The organism is Sphingomonas sp. Leaf37 (assembly GCF_920939475.1).
Taxonomy (GTDB): domain Bacteria; phylum Pseudomonadota; class Alphaproteobacteria; order Sphingomonadales; family Sphingomonadaceae; genus Sphingomonas.
The window spans coordinates 345,829-367,003 of the sequence record NZ_CAKLAX010000002.1 but is presented as its reverse complement, the minus strand read 5'-3'; the positions used below and the strand labels follow the sequence as shown (position 1 = coordinate 367,003).

20 protein-coding genes and 1 tRNA gene are annotated in these 21,175 nt (G+C 66.0%); 14 read left to right on the top strand and 7 right to left on the bottom strand.

All coding sequences use genetic code 11. The annotated features are described in order from the left end of the window. Window positions 1–8 precede the first annotated feature (8 nt). From LRA87_RS07055 to LRA87_RS07045, 3 genes are all read left to right on the top strand, one after another. Window positions 9–1,133 carry a M23 family metallopeptidase gene (locus LRA87_RS07055; protein ID WP_230630501.1) on the top strand — a complete coding sequence of 375 codons (1,125 nt, stop codon included), beginning with the start codon at window positions 9–11 and terminating at the stop codon, window positions 1,131–1,133. A gap of 32 nt (window positions 1,134–1,165) precedes the next feature. Next, complete coding sequence (tyrS, locus tag LRA87_RS07050; protein WP_230630500.1) at window positions 1,166–2,395, top strand: tyrosine--tRNA ligase; 1,230 nt, start codon at window positions 1,166–1,168, stop codon at window positions 2,393–2,395. A gap of 70 nt (window positions 2,396–2,465) precedes the next feature. Next, a complete protein-coding gene (locus LRA87_RS07045; protein WP_230630498.1) occupies window positions 2,466–2,777 on the top strand; it encodes a PilZ domain-containing protein in 312 nt (103 codons plus the stop codon). Between the two features lie 6 nt (window positions 2,778–2,783). Here LRA87_RS07045 and recG read toward each other — a convergent pair whose 3' ends face one another. Beyond that, on the bottom strand, window positions 2,784–4,835 hold the full coding sequence (gene recG / locus LRA87_RS07040) for an ATP-dependent DNA helicase RecG (protein ID WP_230630493.1): 2,052 nt from the start codon (window positions 4,833–4,835) through the stop codon (window positions 2,784–2,786). A 72-nt stretch (window positions 4,836–4,907) separates the two neighbouring features. Between recG and LRA87_RS07035 the strand changes: the two genes are divergently transcribed. Together LRA87_RS07035 and mfd are read left to right on the top strand one after the other, a co-directional pair. Next, window positions 4,908–5,174 (top strand): FAD assembly factor SdhE, encoded by a 267-nt coding sequence (locus LRA87_RS07035; RefSeq protein ID WP_230630490.1) that lies wholly within the window; start codon window positions 4,908–4,910, stop codon window positions 5,172–5,174. Between the two features lie 152 nt (window positions 5,175–5,326). Beyond that, a complete protein-coding gene (gene mfd, locus LRA87_RS07030) occupies window positions 5,327–8,809 on the top strand; it encodes a transcription-repair coupling factor (protein ID WP_230630487.1) in 3,483 nt (1,160 codons plus the stop codon). Between the two features lie 29 nt (window positions 8,810–8,838). On the opposite strand, the gene LRA87_RS07025 is transcribed toward mfd, so the two are convergent. Continuing rightward, window positions 8,839–9,258 carry a YybH family protein gene (locus tag LRA87_RS07025; protein ID WP_230630484.1) on the bottom strand — a complete coding sequence of 140 codons (420 nt, stop codon included), beginning with the start codon at window positions 9,256–9,258 and terminating at the stop codon, window positions 8,839–8,841. Beyond that, the gene (locus tag LRA87_RS07020) at window positions 9,252–10,919 is read right to left on the bottom strand and encodes a GGDEF domain-containing phosphodiesterase (RefSeq protein WP_230630481.1); all 1,668 of its coding nucleotides are present in this window, start codon (window positions 10,917–10,919) and stop codon (window positions 9,252–9,254) included. Before LRA87_RS07020 ends, LRA87_RS07025 begins: the two co-directional genes overlap by 7 nt. 169 nt (window positions 10,920–11,088) lie before the next feature. Between LRA87_RS07020 and moaA the strand changes: the two genes are divergently transcribed. From moaA to LRA87_RS06985, 7 genes are all read left to right on the top strand, one after another. Next, window positions 11,089–12,075, top strand: a complete 987-nt coding sequence (gene moaA, locus LRA87_RS07015; protein ID WP_443024860.1) for a GTP 3',8-cyclase MoaA — start codon at window positions 11,089–11,091, stop codon at window positions 12,073–12,075. Then, complete coding sequence (locus LRA87_RS07010; RefSeq protein WP_230630475.1) at window positions 12,072–12,851, top strand: NAD kinase; 780 nt, start codon at window positions 12,072–12,074, stop codon at window positions 12,849–12,851. Before moaA ends, LRA87_RS07010 begins: the two co-directional genes overlap by 4 nt. Window positions 12,852–12,929: 78 nt before the next feature. Next, window positions 12,930–13,004, top strand: a tRNA-Asn gene (locus tag LRA87_RS07005). A gap of 69 nt (window positions 13,005–13,073) precedes the next feature. Next, complete coding sequence (locus LRA87_RS07000; RefSeq protein ID WP_230630472.1) at window positions 13,074–13,253, top strand: hypothetical protein; 180 nt, start codon at window positions 13,074–13,076, stop codon at window positions 13,251–13,253. A 92-nt stretch (window positions 13,254–13,345) separates the two neighbouring features. Further along, the gene (locus LRA87_RS06995) at window positions 13,346–13,555 is read left to right on the top strand and encodes a hypothetical protein (RefSeq protein WP_230630469.1); all 210 of its coding nucleotides are present in this window, start codon (window positions 13,346–13,348) and stop codon (window positions 13,553–13,555) included. A 109-nt stretch (window positions 13,556–13,664) separates the two neighbouring features. Then, entirely contained in the window at window positions 13,665–14,081 is a 417-nt protein-coding gene (locus LRA87_RS06990) for a secondary thiamine-phosphate synthase enzyme YjbQ (protein ID WP_230630468.1), read from the top strand. Window positions 14,082–14,212: 131 nt separating this feature from the next. Further along, window positions 14,213–14,803: a CC0125/CC1285 family lipoprotein gene (locus LRA87_RS06985; protein ID WP_230630465.1), complete on the top strand. Its 591-nt coding sequence runs from the start codon at window positions 14,213–14,215 to the stop codon at window positions 14,801–14,803. Window positions 14,804–14,927: 124 nt separating this feature from the next. Here the strand turns inward: LRA87_RS06985 and secA are convergent, their stop codons facing one another. From secA to LRA87_RS06970, 3 genes are all read right to left on the bottom strand, one after another. Beyond that, complete coding sequence (gene secA / locus LRA87_RS06980) at window positions 14,928–17,669, bottom strand: preprotein translocase subunit SecA (RefSeq protein ID WP_230630462.1); 2,742 nt, start codon at window positions 17,667–17,669, stop codon at window positions 14,928–14,930. 113 nt (window positions 17,670–17,782) lie between these two features. Then, complete coding sequence (locus LRA87_RS06975) at window positions 17,783–18,037, bottom strand: hypothetical protein (protein ID WP_230630459.1); 255 nt, start codon at window positions 18,035–18,037, stop codon at window positions 17,783–17,785. 72 nt (window positions 18,038–18,109) lie between these two features. Continuing rightward, on the bottom strand, window positions 18,110–18,640 hold the full coding sequence (locus LRA87_RS06970; RefSeq protein WP_230630457.1) for an energy transducer TonB: 531 nt from the start codon (window positions 18,638–18,640) through the stop codon (window positions 18,110–18,112). Window positions 18,641–18,680: 40 nt separating this feature from the next. Here LRA87_RS06970 and argJ point away from each other — a divergent pair, with 40 nt between their 5' ends. Both argJ and LRA87_RS06960 read left to right on the top strand, forming a co-directional pair. Further along, entirely contained in the window at window positions 18,681–19,907 is a 1,227-nt protein-coding gene (gene argJ / locus LRA87_RS06965) for a bifunctional glutamate N-acetyltransferase/amino-acid acetyltransferase ArgJ (RefSeq protein WP_230630454.1), read from the top strand. A gap of 1 nt (window position 19,908) precedes the next feature. Then, entirely contained in the window at window positions 19,909–20,706 is a 798-nt protein-coding gene (locus LRA87_RS06960) for an inositol monophosphatase family protein (RefSeq protein WP_230630450.1), read from the top strand. Between the two features lie 131 nt (window positions 20,707–20,837). On the opposite strand, the gene trxA is transcribed toward LRA87_RS06960, so the two are convergent. Then, entirely contained in the window at window positions 20,838–21,161 is a 324-nt protein-coding gene (gene trxA, locus LRA87_RS06955) for a thioredoxin TrxA (RefSeq protein ID WP_230630448.1), read from the bottom strand. Between the last annotated feature and the right edge of the window lie 14 nt (window positions 21,162–21,175).

The window sequence follows — 21,175 nt, the reverse complement described above, 5'->3', positions numbered from 1 at the left end:
GACGGCGGATGCGACGCTGGCGGATCATCGGCTGTACGGCGCTCATCGGTGCCGCGTTATCCGCCTGCATCCCGAGCGTCGGCGGCGCCGGCCCAGAAGCGGACGCTCCCCCGCCCGTGACGCGCGGCGGTCCGCAGCGCTATGATCCGCCCTCGGATCGGAACGACGATCTTCCCGCCCGCGGATCCGGGATGCGTAGCGATGTCGCCATGCCGCCCACCGCCAAACCCGCGTGGGAGGCCCGCCCCGTCAGGCCCGATGGCCAGATCGTGGCCGACCAGAGCTACACTGTCACGGCGGGCGATTCGCTGCGCCGCGTCGCCGAACGTACGGGCGCGGGATCGGAAGCGATCGCCCGCGCCAATGGCCTTCAACCGCCATTCACCATCCGGCTCGGCCAGACGCTGACCATCCCCGGTGGTCGCTACCATCTGGTCCGGCAGGGCGAGACGGGCATCGCCATCGCCCGCGCCTATGGCGTCGAATGGTCGCGGATCGTCGCCGCGAACGCACTCGAAGAACCCTATGTCCTGCGTGCCGGCCAGCGGGTGCTGATCCCCGGCGATCCGGCACGTCCGCCCAGCCGGGCCGATCGTGCCGCCGCCTTCCGCCTCGATATCGACGACATCCTCACCGGGGGCGAGCCGACACCAGCGCCGCGGCAGGCACCGGCAAAGCCCGTCGCGACTCCTCGCCGGGTACTTCCCCCGACTGCCGTCGTCGCCGCGCCGCCGCGGTTGCAGGGCGGCTTCGTCTGGCCCGTCGAGGGTCAGGTCGTCCGCCGCTTTGGTCCCGGCAAGAGCGGCGAACGCAACGACGGCATCAAGATCGCCGTCACCGTCTCGACCCCGATCCACGCCACGGCCGATGGTGTCGTCGCTTATGCCGGCGACGGGATCGCTGCGCTGGGTGGGCTGGTGATCGTCAAGCATGGCACCGGCTGGACCAGCGTCTATGGCCACGCCAGCAAGCTGCTCGTCCAGCGCGGCCAGAGCGTGAAGCGCGGCCAGACGATCGCGCTGTCGGGCGACACCGGTTTCGCCGATCGGCCGGAGGTGCATTTCGAGCTGCGCAAGGGCCGCACGCCGGTCGATCCCCAGGCGCAATTGCCCCGTGACCAGAGGGGCAGCTAGCGGGAACGCCCGCGCCTTGCTAACCGGCGCGCATGACCTACCAGTCCGATCTGCTCAACACGCTCGCCGCGCGCGGCTACGTCCACCAGATGACCGATGCGTCCGCGCTCGATACGCTCGCGACGAAGCAGGTCGTGCCGGGCTATATCGGCTTCGATCCGACCGCACCGTCGCTGCATGTCGGCAGCCTCGTCCAGATCATGCTGCTTCGCCGGCTCCAGCAGACCGGTCATAAGCCGATCGTGCTGATGGGCGGTGGCACCGGCAAGATCGGTGATCCGAGCTTCAAGGACGAAGCGCGCAAGCTGCTCGGTGAAGAGGGGATCAAGGCGAACGTCGCCTCGATCAAGCGCATCTTCGAACGCTTCCTAACGTTCGGTGACGGCCCCACCGATGCGGTGATGCTCGACAATGCCGAGTGGCTCGACCAGCTGGAATACATCCCCTTCCTGCGCGATGTCGGCCAGCATTTCAGCGTGAACCGGATGCTCAGCTTCGATTCCGTCAAGCTGCGGCTCGACCGCGAACAATCGCTCAGCTTTCTCGAATTCAACTACATGATCCTTCAGGCCTATGATTTTCTGGAACTCTCCCGCCGCGCCGGCTGCCGGTTGCAGATGGGCGGCAGCGATCAATGGGGCAACATCGTCAATGGCATTGAACTGTCGCGGCGGATGGACGGCACGGAGGTGTTCGGCGTCACCACGCCTCTGATCACGACGGCGGACGGCGGCAAGATGGGCAAGACGATGTCCGGCGCGGTGTGGCTGCACGAGGACCAGCTGTCGCATTTCGATTACTGGCAATTCTGGCGGAACACCGACGATCGCGACGTCGGCCGCTTCCTGCGACTGTTCACCGACCTGCCGCTGGACCGGATCGTCGAACTGGAAGCTCGCGAGGGTGCAGGGATCAACGAGGCGAAGAAGGTACTGGCCAACGAAGCGACGGCGATGTGCCGCGGCCGGGACGCTGCCGAACAGGCCGCGGAAACCGCGCGGCGGACGTTCGAGGAGGGTGGCAGCGGCGACGCGCTGCCTGCCGTCACGGTCGAAGCCGGATCGATCGTTATCATTGATGCGCTGCTCCAGCTCGGCTTTGCGAAGTCGAAAGGGGAAGCCCGTCGACTGGTGGCAGGCGGCGGCGCCAAGGTGAACGGGGAGCGCGTCGACGACGATACGTTGATGATTTGCGTCGCTGACGAGCCGATTCGCGTGTCAGCGGGAAAGAAGAACCACGGCCTGCTCTTTTCGGGGCAGTAAGCCTCTGTAAACAGGTTCGATGTACCGATAAGTCCGAAACGGTCAGCGCCCTGGCCGTGAGGAGTGCGTAGTGTTCACTGGAGCGACGAATCCAATCGACGATCGCACCGAGCCGCGTGACGAGGTCCATCACCGCAGTCGCGCGATGTTGGCGGACCGACGGTCCGTACCGGTCTTGATCGTCAATCTGTCGCCGCAGGGATTGATGATCCGTAGCGACGCGCCGGTCAGCGTCGGCGAATGGCTGCGTATACAACTGCCGGTCGTGGGGGAGGTACAGGTCGCCGTTCGCTGGGCGCTGGGCGGGCGGATCGGTTGTCAACTGGAACGGCCGATCGCCGCCAACCGCTATCACATGGTACTGGGCGCGATGAGCGCCTGAGCGAGCTCATCCCGATCGCAGCAGCGCCACGCCGGCATCTCGGTCGAAGAGGTAGAGGGCGACACGCGCCGCCTGCCCGCGTGGCCCCTCCAGCCCGCCATCGCGATCGATCAGCAACCGCGCGTCGTCCTGCGCACATTGCAGCAGGTCGGCGAGCATATCCGGCAGCGCCAGCCGGAACGCCACCTCACCCGACTGCCGCGTGCCCAGCAATTCGCCGCCGCCACGCAGCCGCAGATCCTCCTCGGCGATCCGGAAGCCATCGTTGGTCTCACGCATCAACGCCAGCCGCGCCCGCGACGTCTCGCTGAGCGACGCGCCCCGCAGCAGCAGACATCGCGACAGCCCCCCGCCCCGCCCGACGCGCCCGCGCAACTGGTGCAATTGGGCAAGACCGAACCGGTCCGCGTGCTCGATCACGATCAGCGTCGCGTTCGGTACGTCGACGCCGACCTCGATCACCGTCGTCGCGACCAGCACGCTCAGCCGGTTACCGGCGAACGCCTCCATCACCGCGTCCTTTTCGGCGGGCTTCATCCGGCCATGAACGACGCCGATCCGCTCGCCAAAGCGCGCCCGCAGCGATTCGGCGCGCATCTCGGCCGCGGCCAGGTCGCTCTTCTCGCTCTCCTCGACCAGCGGGCAGACCCAATAGGCCTGACCGCTGTCCGCCATGTGGCGGCCGATCGCGTTGACCACCTCGTCCAGCCGGTCCTCCGACACCACACGAGTCTCGATCGGCTCGCGACCCGGCGGCATCTCGTCCAGCCGGCTGACGTCCATCTCGCCATATTGCGCCAGCGTCAGCGTGCGGGGGATCGGCGTCGCAGTCATCGCCAGCAGATGCGGCGGCGCCTTCCCCTTCGCCTGCAACATCATCCGCTCGGCGACACCGAAGCGATGCTGCTCGTCGACCACGACCAGCGCGAGGTCGCGGTAACCGACCGCTTCCTGAAAGATCGCATGCGTGCCGACGAGGATGTCGATCTCGCCCGCCGCCAGTGCCATCAGCGTCGCCTCGCGCACCTTGCCCTTGTCGCGTCCCGTCAGCACCGCGATCTCCAGCGGCAGGCCGGACAGCATCTTGCGCAGCGTTTCGTAATGCTGGCGCGCGAGGATTTCCGTCGGCGCGAGCATCGCCCCCTGCGCCCCCGCCTCCACCGCGATCAGCAACGCCATCGCCGCGACCAACGTCTTGCCCGACCCGACATCGCCTTGCAGCAGCCGCAGCATCGGCGCGGTCTGCGCCAGATCGCCCTCGATCTCCGCCACCGTCCGCGATTGCGCGCCCGTCGGCGTATAGGGCAGTTTCAGCAGATCGCGCAGTCTCCCGTCGCCGACCAGCGCCCTGCCCCGCCGCTTGCGCGTATCGGCGCGAACGAGCGTCATCGCGAGCTGGTTGGCGAAGATCTCGTCATACGCCAGCCGCTCGCGTGCCACCTTGTCGGCGGGATCGTCGTGGATGCGCTGCAACGCCTCGCGCCAGTCCGGCCAGCCGCGTTTCGCCTTCAGCCCAGGCTCGATCCATTCGGGCAGGACAGGCGCGCGGTCCAATGCCTGTGCTGCGAACCCGCCCAGCCGGCGTGAGGTCAATCCCTCCGACAGCGGGTAGATCGCCTCCCGCTCCCGAAAAACCTCGTCCGGCTCGCCCAGATCGGGATGGATGATCTGGAGCATCTCGCCATAGCTTTCGAGCTTACCCGACACCCGCCGCGGCTCGTTCAGCGGCAGCAGCTTCTTCACCCAGCCCGAAGATCCGCCGAAATAGACGAGGCTGACGTAATTCCCCTTGGCATCGGTCGCCTGCACCCGCGTCGGCCCACGCCCGCTACTGGTCCGATAATCACGCGGCGTCAGCGTGATCGCGATCACCCGCCCCGCATCCGCCACGTCCAGTTCCTCCCGCGGCAGCCGGTCGATCCATCCGCTCGGCAGGTGGAAGGCGACGTCGACCACCCGCTCGAGTCCGAGCCGGTCCAGCGGCTTGGCGAGCGCGGGGCCGACGCCCTTCAGGGCGGTGACTTCGGCGAACAGCGGATTGAGGATATCGGGGCGCATGACTACATGGCTGCTATACCCGACCCGATAACCGCCGCCAGCGGTCATCGGGCTATTTGCATTGGAAGCCTGATGGATCACGCCATCCGTTTGAAACGCCTGAAGTTCCGAAGCTGGCATCGCGGCACGAAGGAGGCCGATCTGATGATTGGCGGCTTCTTCGACGCGCATGGCGCCGGCTGGACGCCGGAAGAACTCGACTGGTTCGAGGCGTTGCTGGAGGAACAGGACGTCGACATCATGGGCTGGGCGATCGGCTCGCTGCCCTGCCCGCCCGAATGGAACGGCCCGATGATGCAGCAGATGCGCTCGCTGAGTTACGTCCCGGTAACGCGGTGACGGAAGATAAGTAGCGATAGCCCTCCCTTGCAAGGGAGGGGTTGGGGTGGGTGTAGGCTTGGCGCTACATCACCCGAGAAACCCCGATCGACCGTATCGCCTGGACCCAACCCACCCCCGACCCCTCGCTTTCAGGGAGGGGAGGAGCATAGATGCCCGACCTGAAGACCATCCTCGGCGCCAAGACCCAGCTGACGCTCGCAGGCGTCCCCGCCGGTTTCCAGCCCGCCCTGCTCGCCGACCTCGCTCGCGCGGCGGCGCATTCCGGCAAGGGCGGTCGCGCCGTCTTCATCGCGCCGGACGACGCCGCGATGCGTGCGATCGCCGCAACCGCCGCCTTCTTCGCGCCCGAACTGGAAGTCATCAACTTTCCAGCTTGGGACTGCCTGCCCTACGATCGCGCCAGCCCGACGCTGCGGATCATGGCCGAACGCATCGCTGCCCTGTGGCAGTTGCAGCGAGCGTCGAAGGCGCCGAGGCTCGTCCTCACCACCGCCAACGCCGCGACACAGCGGGTCCTGACCCCCTTCCGCATCCGCCAGCTGGTCGCGACGCTCGAACCCGGCGCACGCATCGACCGCGACGACCTCGCGCGACTGTTGCAGGCGAACGGCTACGTCCGCACCGAAACTGTCCACGATCAGGGCGAATATGCCGTCCGCGGCGGCATCGTCGATCTCTACCCCAGCGGCGAGGAACAGGCGCTGCGCCTCGACTTCTTCGGCGACGAGATCGAGACCGTCCGTACCTTCAGCCCCGAAGACCAGCGCACCACCGGCCGGATCGAAGGCTTCACCCTCCTCCCCGCCTCCGAAGCGCTGCTCGATGAGGAATCGATCAAGCGCTTCCGCACCCGCTACCGCGACAAGTTCGGCGCGACCGCGACCGGCGATCCGCTGTATCAGGCGATCAGCGACGGACGCCGCCTCGCCGGCATGGAGCATTGGCTGCCGCTGTTCGAGGACAAGCTGGCGACTTTGTTCGACCACCTCTCCGCCGACGACGTCATCGTCCGCGACTTCGGCGTCCCCGGCGCGATCGACGCGCGGATGGAATCGATCGCGGATTATTACGAGAACCGCCAGCGCGCCGAGGCCGCCCAGCCCGGCAGCTATCGCCCGCTCGCCGCCAAGTCGCTCTACCTCGACGCGAAGGAATGGACCGCCGGCCTCGACGCCGCGCGCGCGCACCTGACCACGCCGTTCCACGAACCCGAAAGCGCCACCGTCCTCGACTTCAATGTCGATGGCGCCCGCGACTTCGGCCCCGAACGTGGCAACGGCACCAACATCTACGAAGCGGTCGTCGATCACCTGAAGGCCTTGCGCAAGCAGGGCAAGAAGCCGGTGCTCGCCAGCTATTCGATCGGCGCCCGCGAACGGCTCGGCAATCTGCTCAAGGACCACGGTCTCAACGGCGGCAAGGCGGCGGACAGCTGGCAGGAAGCGCTCGGCGTCGCGGACATCTCGAAGAGCGCCGGCGTCGCGCTGGTCGTGCTGCCGCTCGACCACGGCTTTACCGCGCCCGACGTGGCGGTGCTGACCGAACAGGACATGCTCGGCGACCGGCTTGTCCGCCGCGCCAAGCGCAAGAAGTCGGCCGACGCCTTCCTTGCCGAAATCGCCGCACTGACGCCGGGCGACCTTGTCGTCCACAGCGACCACGGCATCGGCAAATACCTCGGCCTGACCTCGATCCCCGTCGGCAAGTCCCCGCACGATTGCGTCGCGGTCGAATATGCCGGCGGCGACAAATTGTTCGTGCCGGTCGAGAATCTCGAAGTCCTCTCCCGCTACGGCTCGAACGAAGAGGGCGCGTCGCTCGACCGCCTCGGCGGCGAGGCATGGCAGCGCCGCAAGTCGAAGATGAAGGAGCGCATTCGCGAGATCGCGGGCGAACTCATCAAGACCGCCGCCGAACGCGCCTTGCACCCCGGCGACGTGCTGGAACCCGACGCCAGCGGCTACCCCAGCTTCGTCGATCGCTTCCCCTATGCGGAGACGGACGATCAGGACCGCGCGATCGACGACGTGCTCGGCGACCTGTCCGCGGGCAAGCCGATGGACCGGCTGATCGTCGGCGACGTCGGCTTCGGCAAGACCGAGATCGCCCTCCGCGCCGCCTTCGTCGCGTCGATGGCGGGCAAGCAGGTCGCAGTCGTCTGTCCGACGACGCTGCTCGCCCGCCAGCATTACAACAACTTCTCCGCGCGGTTCGAGGGCTTCCCGATGAACATGGGCCGCCTGTCGCGGCTGGTGCCCGGCAACGAGGCCAAGCAGACCAAGGAAGGCCTCGCCGCCGGCACCATCGACGTCGTCATCGGCACGCACGCGCTGCTCGCGAAGAACATCGACTTCAAGCGCCTAGGCCTCGTCATCGTCGACGAGGAACAGCGCTTCGGCGTCACCCACAAGGAACGGCTGAAGGCGTTGCGCGCCGACGTCCACATGCTGACGCTCACCGCGACGCCGATCCCGCGGACGCTCCAGATGGCGATGAGCGGCATCCGCGAACTGTCGGTGATCCAGACTCCGCCGGTCGATCGCCTCGCGGTCCGCACCTACATCATCCCCTGGGACCCGATCGTGCTGCGCGAGGCGCTGCTGCGCGAACATTATCGCGGCGGGCAAAGCTTCATCGTCACGCCGCGCGTCGCCGACCTGCCTGACTTGGAGGAATACCTCCGCAACGAGGTGCCGGAGATCCGCTACGTCGTCGCGCACGGCCAGATGAGCCCGACCGAGGTCGAGGAGCGGATGAGCGCCTTCTACGACAAGAAGTTCGAGGTGCTGGTGTCGACGACAATCATCGAAAGCGGCATCGACATCGCTTCCGCCAACACGATCATCGTCAACCGCGCCGACCGCTTCGGCCTCGCCCAGCTCTACCAGCTCCGCGGCCGCGTCGGCCGGTCGAAGACGCGCGCCTACGCCTATCTCGTCACCCCGCCCGAACGGCAGATGACCGAGACGGCGGAAAAGCGATTGAAAGTGCTGTCCGACCTCGATTCACTGGGTGCCGGGTTCCAGCTCGCCAGCCACGATCTCGACATCCGCGGCGCTGGCAATCTCCTCGGCGACGAACAGTCGGGGCACATCAAGGAGGTCGGCTACGAACTTTACCAGGCGATGCTCGAAGAGGCGATCATGGACGCCAAGGCCGGCGGCATGGCGACGCGTCCGCGCGACTTCAGCCCACAGATCACCGTCGACGCACCGATCCTGATCCCCGACGATTACGTCCCCGATCTCGACCTGCGCATGGGCCTCTACCGCCGCCTCAACGAACTGGAGGAGCATCGCGAGATCGAGGCATTCGCCGCCGAGATGATCGACCGCTTCGGCCCGCTGCCCGAGGCGACGGAAAACCTCATCAGCGTCATCATGATCAAGCTCAACGCTAGGAAGGCATGCATCGCCAAGATGGACGTCGGCCCGCGCGGCGTGCTGGTCGCATTCCACGACGACACCCCGCCCAATGTCGCGGGCCTGCTGGCGTACGTAGAGCGCCTCAACGGCGTCGCCAAGCTTCGTCCCGACAGCAAGCTGGTGCTGCAACGCGCCTGGCCCGACGCCAAGTCGCGGCTCCACGGCGCGCTACAACTATCGAGGGGGCTGGCGAAAGCGGCAGGCTGACCCAATCCTGGGAGAGGACCGCAGGAATTCTAGCTGCTGTGGTCGGACACGATCTTCCAGCCATCGGGCTTCCGTTCGAACAGCAATGAGGTCATGCCGGTAGCCTGCTTGCCACCGGGATAGGCCAGGGTCCATCGTGCCCATAGCATCCGGTGCGTTGCATCGATCCGCCGTGTTCCAAGCATCCGGAACGACAATCGTCCGCGTTGTTTCGTATCGGCGCCATAGGTCCTGGCATAACGCGCGGCGATGGCCGCCTTGCCGCGGACAAGCCCCTTGTCCGTGACGAACACGGCGTCGTCGGCATAGATGGCCAGGAACCGCGTCACGTCGCCCGTGCTCCAGCCGACGGCACTGTCCTGCATCACCGCCTGTATGGCGGCGTCCGGGTCCTGCATCCGGGCAACCGGCGCCGCGGACGTCGCGAGCACGATCAGCGGTATCAGCATCTTTCGGTCTCCAGCAATCGGATCAGTGATGCCTCATCCAGCGGCTCGGCCAGCAGATACCCCTGATAGAAGGTGCATCCTTCCTGCGCGAGCGCCCGACGCTGGGCCTCGGTTTCGATTCCTTCGGCAATCACTGCCAGCTCCAGCGAGCGTGCCAGCGTCATGACTGCACGCACGACACCGCGATGGCGGGCCGTGCCTTCGATGCCATGGACCAGCGCCTTGTCGAGCTTCAGGTAATCGAGCGGCAGTGCCGTCAGATAGGCGAGACTGGAATACCCGGTGCCGAAATCATCGAGCGCGACCCGCATTCCTGCGGCGCGCAACGCGGAGAGTACGTCTGCGGCCGTCTCCAGATTACGGATCGCGCCGGTTTCGGTGATCTCCACCGTCAGCCTTTCGAACGGCACACCGCTCGCGGCGACGCGATCGAGGAACAATGCGGCGAAGCCCGGCCGACCCAGATCCCCCGCCGTCAGATTGAGCGACACGCGCAGACCGGAGAGGCTGCATGGCCAGCGCGCGACCCGGCCGAGCACCAGCCCCTGAATATGATCCGACAATGCGATGCCCAGATCGGCACGATCCGCCGCCGCAAACAGGGCGTCCGCGCCCAGCGGGCCGAGCCGTCCGTGATTCCATCGGGCGAGCGCTTCCACGCCCGTGACGTGACGCCCGTCGATAGGTGCTTGCGGCTGGAACAGCACGTCGATCTCGCCGCGCTCGATCGCCAGATGCAGGTCGATGGCAAGCGAGTCCAGCGGTGCGGCGCCTTCCGGTCCGGCGATCCGGATCATCGCACCATCGCTCGCCTTTGCCGCGACGAGCGCCTCGCCCGCGCGTCGCAACAGCCGGGCCGCATCGTCACCGGAATCGCTTTCCGCCATACCCCAGCGGCTGCCGAGCACCGCCTGTCGCACGCCTACCGCCAGCGGCCGCGCCAGGGCGGCATCCAGCGCCGCGGCGAGGCGGGCAAGAACAGCAGGGGACGCCGCCGCCGCAACGATGATGTCACCGCCCCCCGGCGTAATCACCATCGCCGCAGGCCCCAACAGGCTCTGCGTCACGGCCTCCACCTGCGCCCGCGCCTCGGCGATCAGCGTGTCGCCAGCGGCACGCCCGCGCGCGGCATTGAGAATATCGAGCCGCGACAAGGCGATCATCAGCACACCGACATGTGCCCCCTCGCCCAGCCGCCCAGCGATCCATGGCCCGATGCCATCGTGCTCGATATGATCGCCGAAGCGTGATCCGCGACGGTCGGCCAGATCGCGCATCGCATGCCGGACCGCGAAGCGCAGGACGTGTCGCAATTCGTCCGCATCGCCGCGATCCACATAGAAGTGCGTCGCGCCGCCAGCGAGGATTTCGTCGAGGTCGCCGTTCTCCGCGGTCAGCACCAGCAGCACGCCGCCGGTGGCCCCGACCAGACCACCCAGCGCTCGCACGTCGGGCAGTGCCATGGCCACGTCGCGACGCGCGTCGACCATCATCACGCCTGCGCCGCTTGCGAGCGCGCGGCCGGCGACCCCCTCACCGCCACCATCGGCAACGACCGACCACCCCTGATCCTCGCACTGATCCCGGACGAACGCGGTCAGTTCGTCCCGATCGTCGATCGATACGATGAACAGCGTCGCATGACCGGCGTCTTTCCCCATCGATCCCAGCGTAGGCAGGCGAACGTCAACCGGCAATGGAAAGCCGGCGGTCGAGGGCAAATGGAACCGACTTGTCCCGCGACGGTTGACGGCCTAGCTCCGTGACATGACAAGCCCCCTGCCCCTTGACGATCCATCGCCGGTCGACGGCCTTCGCGTCGGTGCGCCGATGGCCCTTGTCGATCCGCAGGGACGCACGATCCGATACCTGCGCATCTCGGTGACCGACCGCTGCGATCTGCGCTGCCGCTATTGCATGGCCGAACAGATGACGTTCCTGCCGCGCGCGAAACTGCTCAGCCTCGAGGAAATCGCGATCATCGCCGAACGCTTCATCGCGCGTGGCGTCAACAAGATCCGGTTGTCGGGTGGCGAACCGCTGGTCCGCCGCGATGTCGGCGACCTTGTCCGCCGGCTCGGGCGCCATGTCGGCGCCGGTCTCGACGAACTGACGATGACCACCAATGCCACGCGGCTGGCGCAATACGCCGCTGAGATGGTCGATGCGGGTATCCGTCGGATCAATGTCAGCCTCGACAGCCTCGACCCTGACCGTTTCCGCTACATTACGCGGCACGGCGACGTGAAACAGGTGCTGGCCGGAATCGCCGCAGCGAAGGCGGTGGGGCTCGCGATCAAGATCAACATGGTCGCGCTTGCCGGGCTGAACGAAGACGAGATCCCGGCGATGCTGCAATGGTGCGTCGATCAGGGCCATGATCTGTCGCTGATCGAGACGATGCCCTTGGGCGCGATCGACGAAGATCGGACCGATCGCTTCGTCCCCCTCACCCGCGTATTCGACGATCTTTCCGCTCGCTTCCCGTTGCTTCGTGACAACCATCGCACGGGCGGGCCCGCGCGCTACTGGCGGGTCGGCGACAGCGAAACCAGGCTCGGCCTCATCTCCCCCCTGACCGCGAATTTCTGTGATGGTTGCAACCGCGTGCGGCTGACGACCGAGGGCAAGCTGTACATGTGCCTCGGCCACGACGATCAGGTCGATCTGAAGGGGGCGTTGCGCGATGGCGGCATCGACGGCCTGGACCAGGCGATCGACCAAGGGCTGTCCCGGAAGCCGGCCCGTCACGATTTTCGAATCGAGGCCGGCGCCGCACCGGCGGTGGCACGCCATATGAGCGTTACCGGCGGATGAGCCTTTATGAGCGGCGGGCGCTGGTCGCCTCGCCCACCAGCCCCGCACAGGCCGCGGCGGCCGAGCTGGCGGACGCCGCCGACTGGGTCGACCCCGCCGACGCCGACGTCATCATCGCGCTCGGCGGCGACGGCTTCATGTTGCAGACTTTGCATGGGCTGCTTGATCGTCGCAGGTTGGCGGTACCGGTGTTCGGTATGAACCTCGGCACGGTCGGTTTCATGATGAACGAGTGGCGGCGCCATGGGATCGGCGAGCGGCTTGAGCGGGCAAAGCCGTTCAAGGTCACGCCGCTGGTCGCCACGGTCACCGGCGTCGACGGGCGGGTCCATCAGGCCCCCGCGATCAACGAGGTGTCGCTGCTGCGCGAGACGCGTCAGACCGCCAAGCTGGAGGTGACGGTCAACGATCGCGTCGTGCTACCCGAATTGGCGTGTGACGGTATTCTGGTCGCGACCCCGGCGGGTTCGACCGCCTACAACCTGTCCGCGCAGGGACCGATCCTGCCACTCGGTTCGAACATGCTCGCGCTGACGCCGATCAGCCCGTTCCGTCCGCGTCGCTGGCGCGGGGCGATCCTGCCCGACAAGACGCGCATTTCGCTGCGGGTACTGGATTCCGCCAAACGGCCGGTATCGGCGGTCGCGGACCAGCGCGAATTTCGCGACGTTGCCGAGGTGTCGGTCGCGATCGACCGCTCGCGCGAGCTTACCCTGCTGTTCGATCCCGAACATGCCCTCGACGACCGGATCACGATGGAGCAATTCGTCGCCTGAGCCCTGGTTCGCGAAAAACCGGCGATACGGGGTTGCATCACGATTTCTGCCGGGTATAGACGCGCTCCACGACGACGTTCCCTGATAGCTCAGCGGTAGAGCTCTCGACTGTTAATCGAGCGGCCGTAGGTTCGAATCCTACTCAGGGAGCCATTTTCCATATATCGTCGAATCAGGCTGGCCTCTGCGGCACGGGCTGCAATATCGCCCTTGCGATACGCCTTGCGAACCGACATCATCGCCCCAGACGAGGAACGCCGACGTTCCCTTTCGGAGAGGTTGACGATGATTGTTCTCGAAGTCGCGATCGGTGCCATGGCCGCCGCCCTGCTGGCTGTTCCCGTGCTGATGGCCGTGACCGGCAAGAGCAAGACGGCCACTGGAGACCCGCAGTCCCGCTGAACCACCCTCCGATCAATCGACGTTAACGGCGCGGTGGTCATTCTCGGGTATGTCGTCGCGAGACATATTTCCGGATCGACAGGATCATTCCCTTGGACACGCCGTCCCGTACCGCCAGTGCGCAACTCGTCGCATCGATTCACCAGCCGTGGCGCGCATCCGTGCACGAATGTCTCGATCGCTGGCGGCGTATGGACGCCGCGGCGCAGGCATCGGCGTATCTGGTACTGGAAGGCCCGGAGCCGAGCGTCCGACGAACCCTGAACGGTGCCGATATCGCAAGGCTGTGGCCACAGGCCTGACCGCCGAACCCACAACCGGCCACCTTGTAGGCCAGCTCTCGATGGGCGGGGTTGGTTTGAACGCATTCGGCCGGCATCGCTTGAATGAGTCGAACCGGAGGAACAGGCGATGAGACAGGCGACCGGCATGCTGCGCGTGAGCACCCGTCGGCAAGGACTGGTGGAGATGACCGCAGACGTTCGGCAATGGGTTGCTGCCCAAGGCTTTAGCCAGGGGCTATTGACGCTGTTCTGTCGCCACACGTCGGCATCGCTCGTGATCCAGGAGAATGCCGCTTCTGCCGTTCGGCGCGATATGGAGGCCTACTTCAGCCGGCTGGCGCCGGAAGGCGACATGTACGAACACGATGACGAGGGGCCGGACGATATGCCTGCGCATCTCAGGACGGCATTGACCGGGGTGCAATTGTCGATCCCGATCGTCGATGGCGCACCGGCGCTCGGCACGTGGCAGGGCATCTATCTGTTCGAACATCGCACCAGCCCGCACGATCGCAGCATCGCGCTGCACGCGATCGGCGAATGACCTTGTCCGCGCGCCGCCAGCCGCGGCGAAGCGTTGCGCGGCGGAGCCAAGTCGTTCATCGCTCGTTCCACTAGACACGACTACAAGCGGCAGAGTTCGCCGCATCCGCGAGCGAATGGAGAATTGGAGTCATGATGCATCTAGGCCGCAAGGCTGTGGTGGCGGCACTCGCCGCTTCCACCCTGATGGTCGCGGGCTGCGCGACCGAAACTACCTATCGCCCTGCCACCGGGCAGGGCTTCAGCCGCACCGGCTACAGCGATCGCCAGGTCGAACCGAACCGTTTTCTCGTCAGTTTCGCCGGGAACAGCGTCACGTCGCGCGATACCGTCGAACGGTATCTGCTGTTCCGTGCCGCCGAGCTGACGTTGCAGAACGGCTATGACTATTTCGTCATGGCGAACCGCGATACCGATCTGCAATCTCGTACGTACAGCACGCCCGGTTTCCGTGGCGGCTTCGGCTATGGCGGCTTCGGTGGCTATTGGGGCCCGTCATGGCGCTATTATGGCCGCGGGTTCGGGTGGCGCAGCTGGGACCCTTGGCTCGGTGGCGGCTTCGGTCCGTGGGGCAATGATTTCGACGTCCGCACCATCGACCGTTACGAAGCGACCGCCGAGATCGTGATGCGCAAGGGACCGATCCCGAGCGATAACCTGCGTGCCTTCAACGCACGCGCCGTCGTCGACAGCATCGGACCAAGCGTGGTGTTGCCGAAGTAACGTTCGCTTCCTCGGACCCGAAGAAAAAGGCCGGATCACCTGTGGTGTTCCGGCCTTTTCATGTCCGTTGCAGACGCCGAAGCGACAGCCTTCTCCTCCGCCAAGGCGGAGGAGGCGTGAGACGTTACGCGGTCACCGCGCCGTGGCAATGTTTGTACTTCCGTCCGGAACCGCACGGGCACGGCGCATTGCGGTTGACCCGCCCTTCCCAATGTTCGGGATTGTCGCCCATCGGCGCCTCCGGCTGCATCATCTGCATGGGCGGCATCTGCGTCGTGATCCGGCCCATCGTGCCCGCATCCACGTCGTTCGAATTGTCTTCGCCCGTGAACGGGTCGAAATGCGTGGTGATGAAATCAGGCAGCTCCGGGAGTTCCGGCGGCGCCTGCAGCTGGAACTGCGCATGGGCGATCGTCTTCGTCACATCCTCGCGGATCGCATCGAGCATCCGCTGGAACAGCGAGAACGCCTCCTGCTTATATTCGTTGATCGGCGTCTTCTGCGCATAGGCGCGCAGATGGACGACCTGACGCAGGGCATCGAGCGTCGCCAGATGCTCTTTCCAATGGTGATCGAGGTTCTGGAGCAGGATCGACTTTTCGACCTGCGTCCAGGTTTCGGGTTCCAGCTCCGTCGCCTTGGCCGCGATCATCGCATCGGCGGCCTCGCGCACGCGCTCCTCGACCACTTCCGGATCGATCGCATCTTCCTTCAGCCATTCGTCGATCGGGACGTCGAGATTGAGGATCTCCGCCAGCCCCGTCTTCATGCCGGCGATATCCCATTGTTCGGGATAGGAATTGGGCGGGCACGCCCCGCCGACGATGACGTTGACCGTCTCGGCGCGCATGTCGGTGACGACGTCGCCGACCGCATCGGCATCCATGATGTCCGCGCGCTGTTCGTAGATCACCTTGCGCTGGTCGTTCATCACGTCATCGTATTCGACGACCTGCTTGCGGACGTCGTAGTTGCGCGCCTCCACCTTCTTCTGCGCGGTCTCGATCGCCTTCGACAGCCACTTGCTGCCGATCGCCTCGCCATCCTCGATATTGTTGCGCATCATCTTGGCGAACAGGGTGTCCGGGCCGAAGATGCGGAGCAGATCGTCGTCGAGGCTGAGGTAGAAGCGTGACAGGCCGGGATCGCCCTGACGGCCCGAACGGCCACGCAACTGGTTGTCGATGCGGCGGCTTTCGTGGCGTTCGGTGCCGAGCACGAACAGCCCGCCGGCGGCGAGCACCTCCTGCTTCTCGACCTCGATCTCGGCCCGAATGCGCGCGGCGACCGCCTCGTAATCCGGCGTGCCCTCATCGAATTCGGGATGCTCGTCGAGCATACGGAATTCCAGATTGCCGCCCAGTTTGATGTCGGTGCCGCGGCCGGCCATGTTGGTGGCGATCGTCACCGCGGACTTGCGGCCCGCCTGTGCGACGATATGCGCCTCCATCTCGTGATAGCGCGCGTTCAGCACCTTATGCTCGACGCCCTCCTGCTGCAGGAATTCGCTGAGCAACTCCGACTTCTCGATCGACACCGTGCCGACCAGCACCGGCTGCCCCAGCGAAGCATGCTCGCGGATCTTCTTCGCGATCGCGCGGAACTTGTCGTTGGTATCCTTGTAGAATTCGTCTTCCTCGTCGACGCGCAGCACGCCGACGTTGGTCGGGATGGTGACGACGTTCATCTTGTAGATGTCGTAGAATTCCGCCGCCTCGGTCGCCGCGGTGCCGGTCATCCCCGACAGCTTGGGGTACATGCGGAAATAGTTCTGGAACGTGATCGAGGCCATCGTCTGGTTCTCGGGCTCGATGTTGACGCCTTCCTTGGCCTCGACCGCCTGGTGCAGGCCGTCGGACCAGCGCCGGCCGTCCATCATCCGGCCGGTGAATTCGTCGATGATGACGACCTTGTCGTCCTTCACGATATAGTCGGTATCCGCCTTGAACATCATGTTCGCGCGCAGCGACTGGTTGACGTGGTGGACGACCTGCGTGTTCTCGAAATCGTAGAGGTTCGCACCCTCCAGCAGGCCCGCCGCTTCCAGCATCCGCTCGATCCGCTCTGTGCCGCTTTCGGTCAGGATGATCGACTTCTGCTTTTCATCCTTCTCGTAGTCGTCGGGGTTGAGCTGCTTCACGATCGCATCGACGCTCATGTACAGTTCCGACTTGTCGTCGGTCGGGCCGGAGATGATCAGCGGGGTACGGGCTTCGTCGATCAGCACCGAATCGACCTCGTCGACGATCGCCATCGCGAAGGGGCGCTGCGTCATGGACGAGCGTTCGTACTTCATGTTGTCGCGCAGGTAATCGAAGCCGAATTCGTTGTTCGTGCCGTAGGTGATGTCGCTGTTGTACGCATCGCGGCGCTGCTGGTCGGTGAGATTGGGGATGATCGTGCCCACGGTCAGACCGAGGAAGCGGTACACCTGCCCCATCCACTCCGCGTCGCGCGCGGCGAGATAGTCGTTGACGGTGATGACGTGGACGCCGTCGCCCGGCAGCGCGTTGAGATAGGTGGCGAGCGTCGCGACCAGCGTCTTGCCCTCACCCGTCCGCATCTCCGCGATCTCGCCGCGGTGCAGGACGATGCCGCCGATCATCTGCACGTCGAAATGGCGCATGCCGAGCACGCGCACCGCCGCCTCGCGCACCGTCGCGAACGCTTCGGGCAGCAGGTCGTCGAGCTTGGTGCCGTTCGCCAATTGCTCGCGGAATTTGGTCGTCTGCGCAGCGAGCTGATCGTCGGACAGCGCCTGAAGCGTCGGTTCGAACGCGGCGATCTTCTGCACGATCGGGTTCAGGGATTTGACGTAACGGTCGTTGGACGAACCGAACAGGGATTTGGCAAAGCCGCCGAACATAACGATATTCCTGGTTCTGAAGCGCGCACGGCCCAATGAGACACGGGGGCGCGCAGCGTACATGGATCATGAAGATGTGGGATCGGCCGCAGCCGGTGCAACGTCGCGGCAGGCTATTCGCGCCGGCGGCTCGCATACAGCGGCGCGAATGACACGACCGCGCTGGCACGGGATATGACACCCGCAGCCAATTCGACCAGCGTGGCCAGCGCGTGCGGCGGCCGGCAGGATACCTGCGCGGCGCGCACTTGGGCCTGCACCGTCGCCGTGGCGCTGGCGACCGCATGCGCCGCCGCCGGTGCGCGCATCGCCGAATGACCGCCGGTCAGGGCGGACAGCAACGCGGACAGGAGGAGCAGCAGGTTCACGGGGTTCGCCATAGGATGCGGTCGCCGTCCCGTCCACTCCGGGCTGCGCGACCGAACACCCGAAATCAGCGATCAGTCGGGGATTTGCCATACGACCCGCCGCGTGAGGGTCCGCAGCGGCGCATCCGGAGCCGTCGCCGGATAGCGTGCGCTGCGCAGGATCGCGCGACACGCCGCACGGTCGAGGCTGGCGTGCCCGCTCGTCGCCGCGATCGTGCAGTCGGTCGCGCGGCCGTTGCTCGCCACCTGCCAGCGGATGGTCACGGTCCCTTCCTGGTTCCGGCGAAGCGCATCCGCCGGATAATCGTCCGCCGTGATCCATTCCGCGGGATCGGTGCTGCCCTGTGCCGCCCGCCTTGCGGACCGGTCCCAATGCGCCTCGCGTCGGGCGATCTCGCGCTCCATTTCCCGTTCGCGCGCCTCGGTCGTCCGATACACCACGATTCCGCCGACGATAAGGGCCGCAACCAGCAGCAGCGACATCCCGCCCAGTACCACGATCATCAGCGTCTTGCCGTCGCCGACGAGCCCCGCGCCCGGCGGTCTTGCGGGCCGAACATCACCCTTCAAGATGACAGGTGCCGGCGGAGGTTCATCGATCATGCGTCTTTGCCCTGTCTTGGAAGCAGCCTATGGCACGGCCATGTCTTCGTCCATCTCCCCCCTCGCCACGCCCTTCCCCGCCCTGCCGATGATCGCCGGCGTGGTACCACACGTCGCCCGTGCGCAGTACAAGACGTGGGATCGCTGCGACCTGACCTTCATCACGCTTGCCGAGGGCACCACCGTCGCCGGCGTGCTGACCCAGAGCCGCTGCCCCTCACCCGAAGTCGAATGGTGCCGCAAGGCGCTCACACTCGGCACCGGACGCGCGCTCGTGGTCAACGCAGGCAACAGCAACGCCTTCACCGGCAATCGCGGCCGCACCGCGGTGGAAGCGATCGCCGCCCGCACCGCACAGCATCTCGGCTGCCAGCCATCCGACGTCTTCGTCTCATCGACCGGCGTGATCGGCGTCCCCCTGCCGGTCGACAAGGCGGAGGCGGGGCTCGACGCCGCCTTTGCGGCGCAGCCCTGCGATTGGCAGGCGGCAGCGGAGACGATCGGCACCACCGACACCTATCCCAAGGGCGCGACGACGACTGCGATCGTCGATGGTCGCACGGTGACGCTGGTCGGCATCATCAAGGGGTCGGGCATGATCGCGCCCGATATGGCGACGATGCTCGGCTTCGTCTTCACCGACGCCGCGGTGGAACCCGGCTTCCTGCAAGCCGCGCTGAACGCCGCCAATCGCAACACCTTTTCATGCATTACCGTCGACGGCGACACCTCGACCAGCGACACGGTGCTCGCCTTCGCGACCGGCGCGGCCGACAATGCGCCGCTCACCGGACCCGACAGCGACGGCGCGGACGCCTTCGCCGCCGCGCTCGCCGACCTTTGTGCGCAACTTGCGCTGCTGGTCGTGCGCGACGGCGAGGGAGCGACCAAGCTGATCGAGATTGCCGTCACCGGTGCCGAGAGCGATCGCAGCGCACACCGCATCGCCATGTCGATCGCCAATTCGCCGCTGGTGAAGACGGCCATCGCAGGCGAGGATGCCAATTGGGGGCGTGTCGTCATGGCGGTCGGCAAGGCGGGCGAGCCGGCCGAGCGCGACACATTGTCGATCCGTTTCGGCAATACTCAGGTCGCGCGCGATGGACTCGCGGTGGACGGCTATGACGAAGCGCCCGTCGCCGCCCATTTGAAGGGACACGAGGTCGAGATCGGCGTCGACCTGGGCCTTGGCGATGGCGTTGCGACGGTTTGGACCTGCGACCTGACGCACGGCTATATCTCGATCAACGCCGACTATCGGAGCTGACATGCGCCACCATCACCACGACGCCGTCGTCGCGCTCATGCGGCAGGTCGCGGCGGACATCGTCATGCCGCGTTTCCGGAACCTCGCCGCCGACGAGGTGGAGGAGAAAGCGGCGGATGACATGGTCACGGTCGCGGATCGGCTGAGCGAAGCGGCACTGACCGAAGGGCTGGCGGCGCTCGATTCTGCAATCCGCGTCGTCGGCGAGGAGGCGGTGGCGGCGGATGCCTCACTGGTCGATGGTATCGATCGCGGCGCGGTGTGGATCATCGACCCGATCGACGGCACCAACAATTATGCCAGCGGCATCGCCACCTTCGGCATCATGATCGCGCTGGTCGACGATGGCGAGACGCAGGCCGGCTGGATACTCGATCCGGTGACCGGGCGGCTGTGCCATGCGGTACGCGGCGGCGGTGCGTACATCGACGACGGGCGCGTCCATGCGCAACCGAGCGATGCCGAGCGACCATCGTCGGTGATCGCGACCTATCATTTGACCGACGACGAGCGAGCGGCACTGATCGCGCGCGCCGAAAAGGCCTTCACCGTCGCGCCGATGCCGCGCTGTGCCGCGGAGCAATATCCCCGGCTGGTGCTGGGGACCAACGACATCGCGCTGTTCCAGAAGACGCTGCCATGGGATCACGCGCCCGGATCGCTGTTCCTGCGCGAAGCCGGCGGCGTCGTCCGCCGTCCGGACGGGACGGATTACCGCGTCGGCGACCAACGCCGCGGCATGATCGCCGCCGCCTCGCCGGCGTTATGGGAACAGGCGCGAGAAGTCCTGTTCACCTGACCGATAAACAAAAAAGCCCCTCCCCTTCAGGGGAGGGGTTGGGGTGGGGGAGGTCTCACCGAGACGAGAGCTAGATGACTCCTCCACCCCAACCCCTCCGCTGAAGAGGAGGGGCTATCTAACGCGAATCCTTACGCCAGCGCGCCCTCGAGCCAGGCCTTCAACCGCCCCTTCGGCTCAGCACCGACCTTCGTCGCCGCCGGCGCACCCGCCTTGAACAGGATCATCGTCGGAATACCGCGCACCCCGTAACGCCCGGGCGCATCCGGATTCTCGTCGATGTTGAGCTTGGCGATCGTCACCTGCTCACCCAGCTCCTCGGACAGCTCTTCGAGGCTCGGCCCGATCATCTTGCAGGGACCGCACCACTCCGCCCAGAAATCGACGAGCACGGGGCCATCGGCCTTCAGCACGTCGGTGTCGAAGCTGGCGTCGGTAATTGCCTTGGTAGCCATGGTTAATCTCCTTT

Bases quoted from the DNA above. Each gene is read 5' to 3' on its own strand.
- LRA87_RS07055 (WP_230630501.1), top strand. From the start codon at position 9: ATGCGACGCTGGCGGATCATCGGCTGTACGGCGCTCATCGGTGCCGCG.
- tyrS (WP_230630500.1), top strand. From the start codon at position 1,166: ATGACCTACCAGTCCGATCTGCTCAACACGCTCGCCGCGCGCGGCTAC.
- recG (WP_230630493.1), bottom strand. From the start codon at position 4,835: ATGCGCCCCGATATCCTCAATCCGCTGTTCGCCGAAGTCACCGCCCTG.
- LRA87_RS07035 (WP_230630490.1), top strand. From the start codon at position 4,908: ATGGATCACGCCATCCGTTTGAAACGCCTGAAGTTCCGAAGCTGGCAT.
- mfd (WP_230630487.1), top strand. From the start codon at position 5,327: ATGCCCGACCTGAAGACCATCCTCGGCGCCAAGACCCAGCTGACGCTC.
- LRA87_RS07025 (WP_230630484.1), bottom strand. From the start codon at position 9,258: ATGCTGATACCGCTGATCGTGCTCGCGACGTCCGCGGCGCCGGTTGCC.
- LRA87_RS07020 (WP_230630481.1), bottom strand. From the start codon at position 10,919: ATGGGGAAAGACGCCGGTCATGCGACGCTGTTCATCGTATCGATCGAC.
- moaA (WP_443024860.1), top strand. From the start codon at position 11,089: ATGGCCCTTGTCGATCCGCAGGGACGCACGATCCGATACCTGCGCATC.
- LRA87_RS07010 (WP_230630475.1), top strand. From the start codon at position 12,072: ATGAGCCTTTATGAGCGGCGGGCGCTGGTCGCCTCGCCCACCAGCCCC.
- LRA87_RS06990 (WP_230630468.1), top strand. From the start codon at position 13,665: ATGAGACAGGCGACCGGCATGCTGCGCGTGAGCACCCGTCGGCAAGGA.
- LRA87_RS06985 (WP_230630465.1), top strand. From the start codon at position 14,213: ATGATGCATCTAGGCCGCAAGGCTGTGGTGGCGGCACTCGCCGCTTCC.
- secA (WP_230630462.1), bottom strand. From the start codon at position 17,669: ATGTTCGGCGGCTTTGCCAAATCCCTGTTCGGTTCGTCCAACGACCGT.
- LRA87_RS06970 (WP_230630457.1), bottom strand. From the start codon at position 18,640: ATGATCGATGAACCTCCGCCGGCACCTGTCATCTTGAAGGGTGATGTT.
- argJ (WP_230630454.1), top strand. From the start codon at position 18,681: ATGTCTTCGTCCATCTCCCCCCTCGCCACGCCCTTCCCCGCCCTGCCG.
- LRA87_RS06960 (WP_230630450.1), top strand. From the start codon at position 19,909: ATGCGCCACCATCACCACGACGCCGTCGTCGCGCTCATGCGGCAGGTC.
- trxA (WP_230630448.1), bottom strand. From the start codon at position 21,161: ATGGCTACCAAGGCAATTACCGACGCCAGCTTCGACACCGACGTGCTG.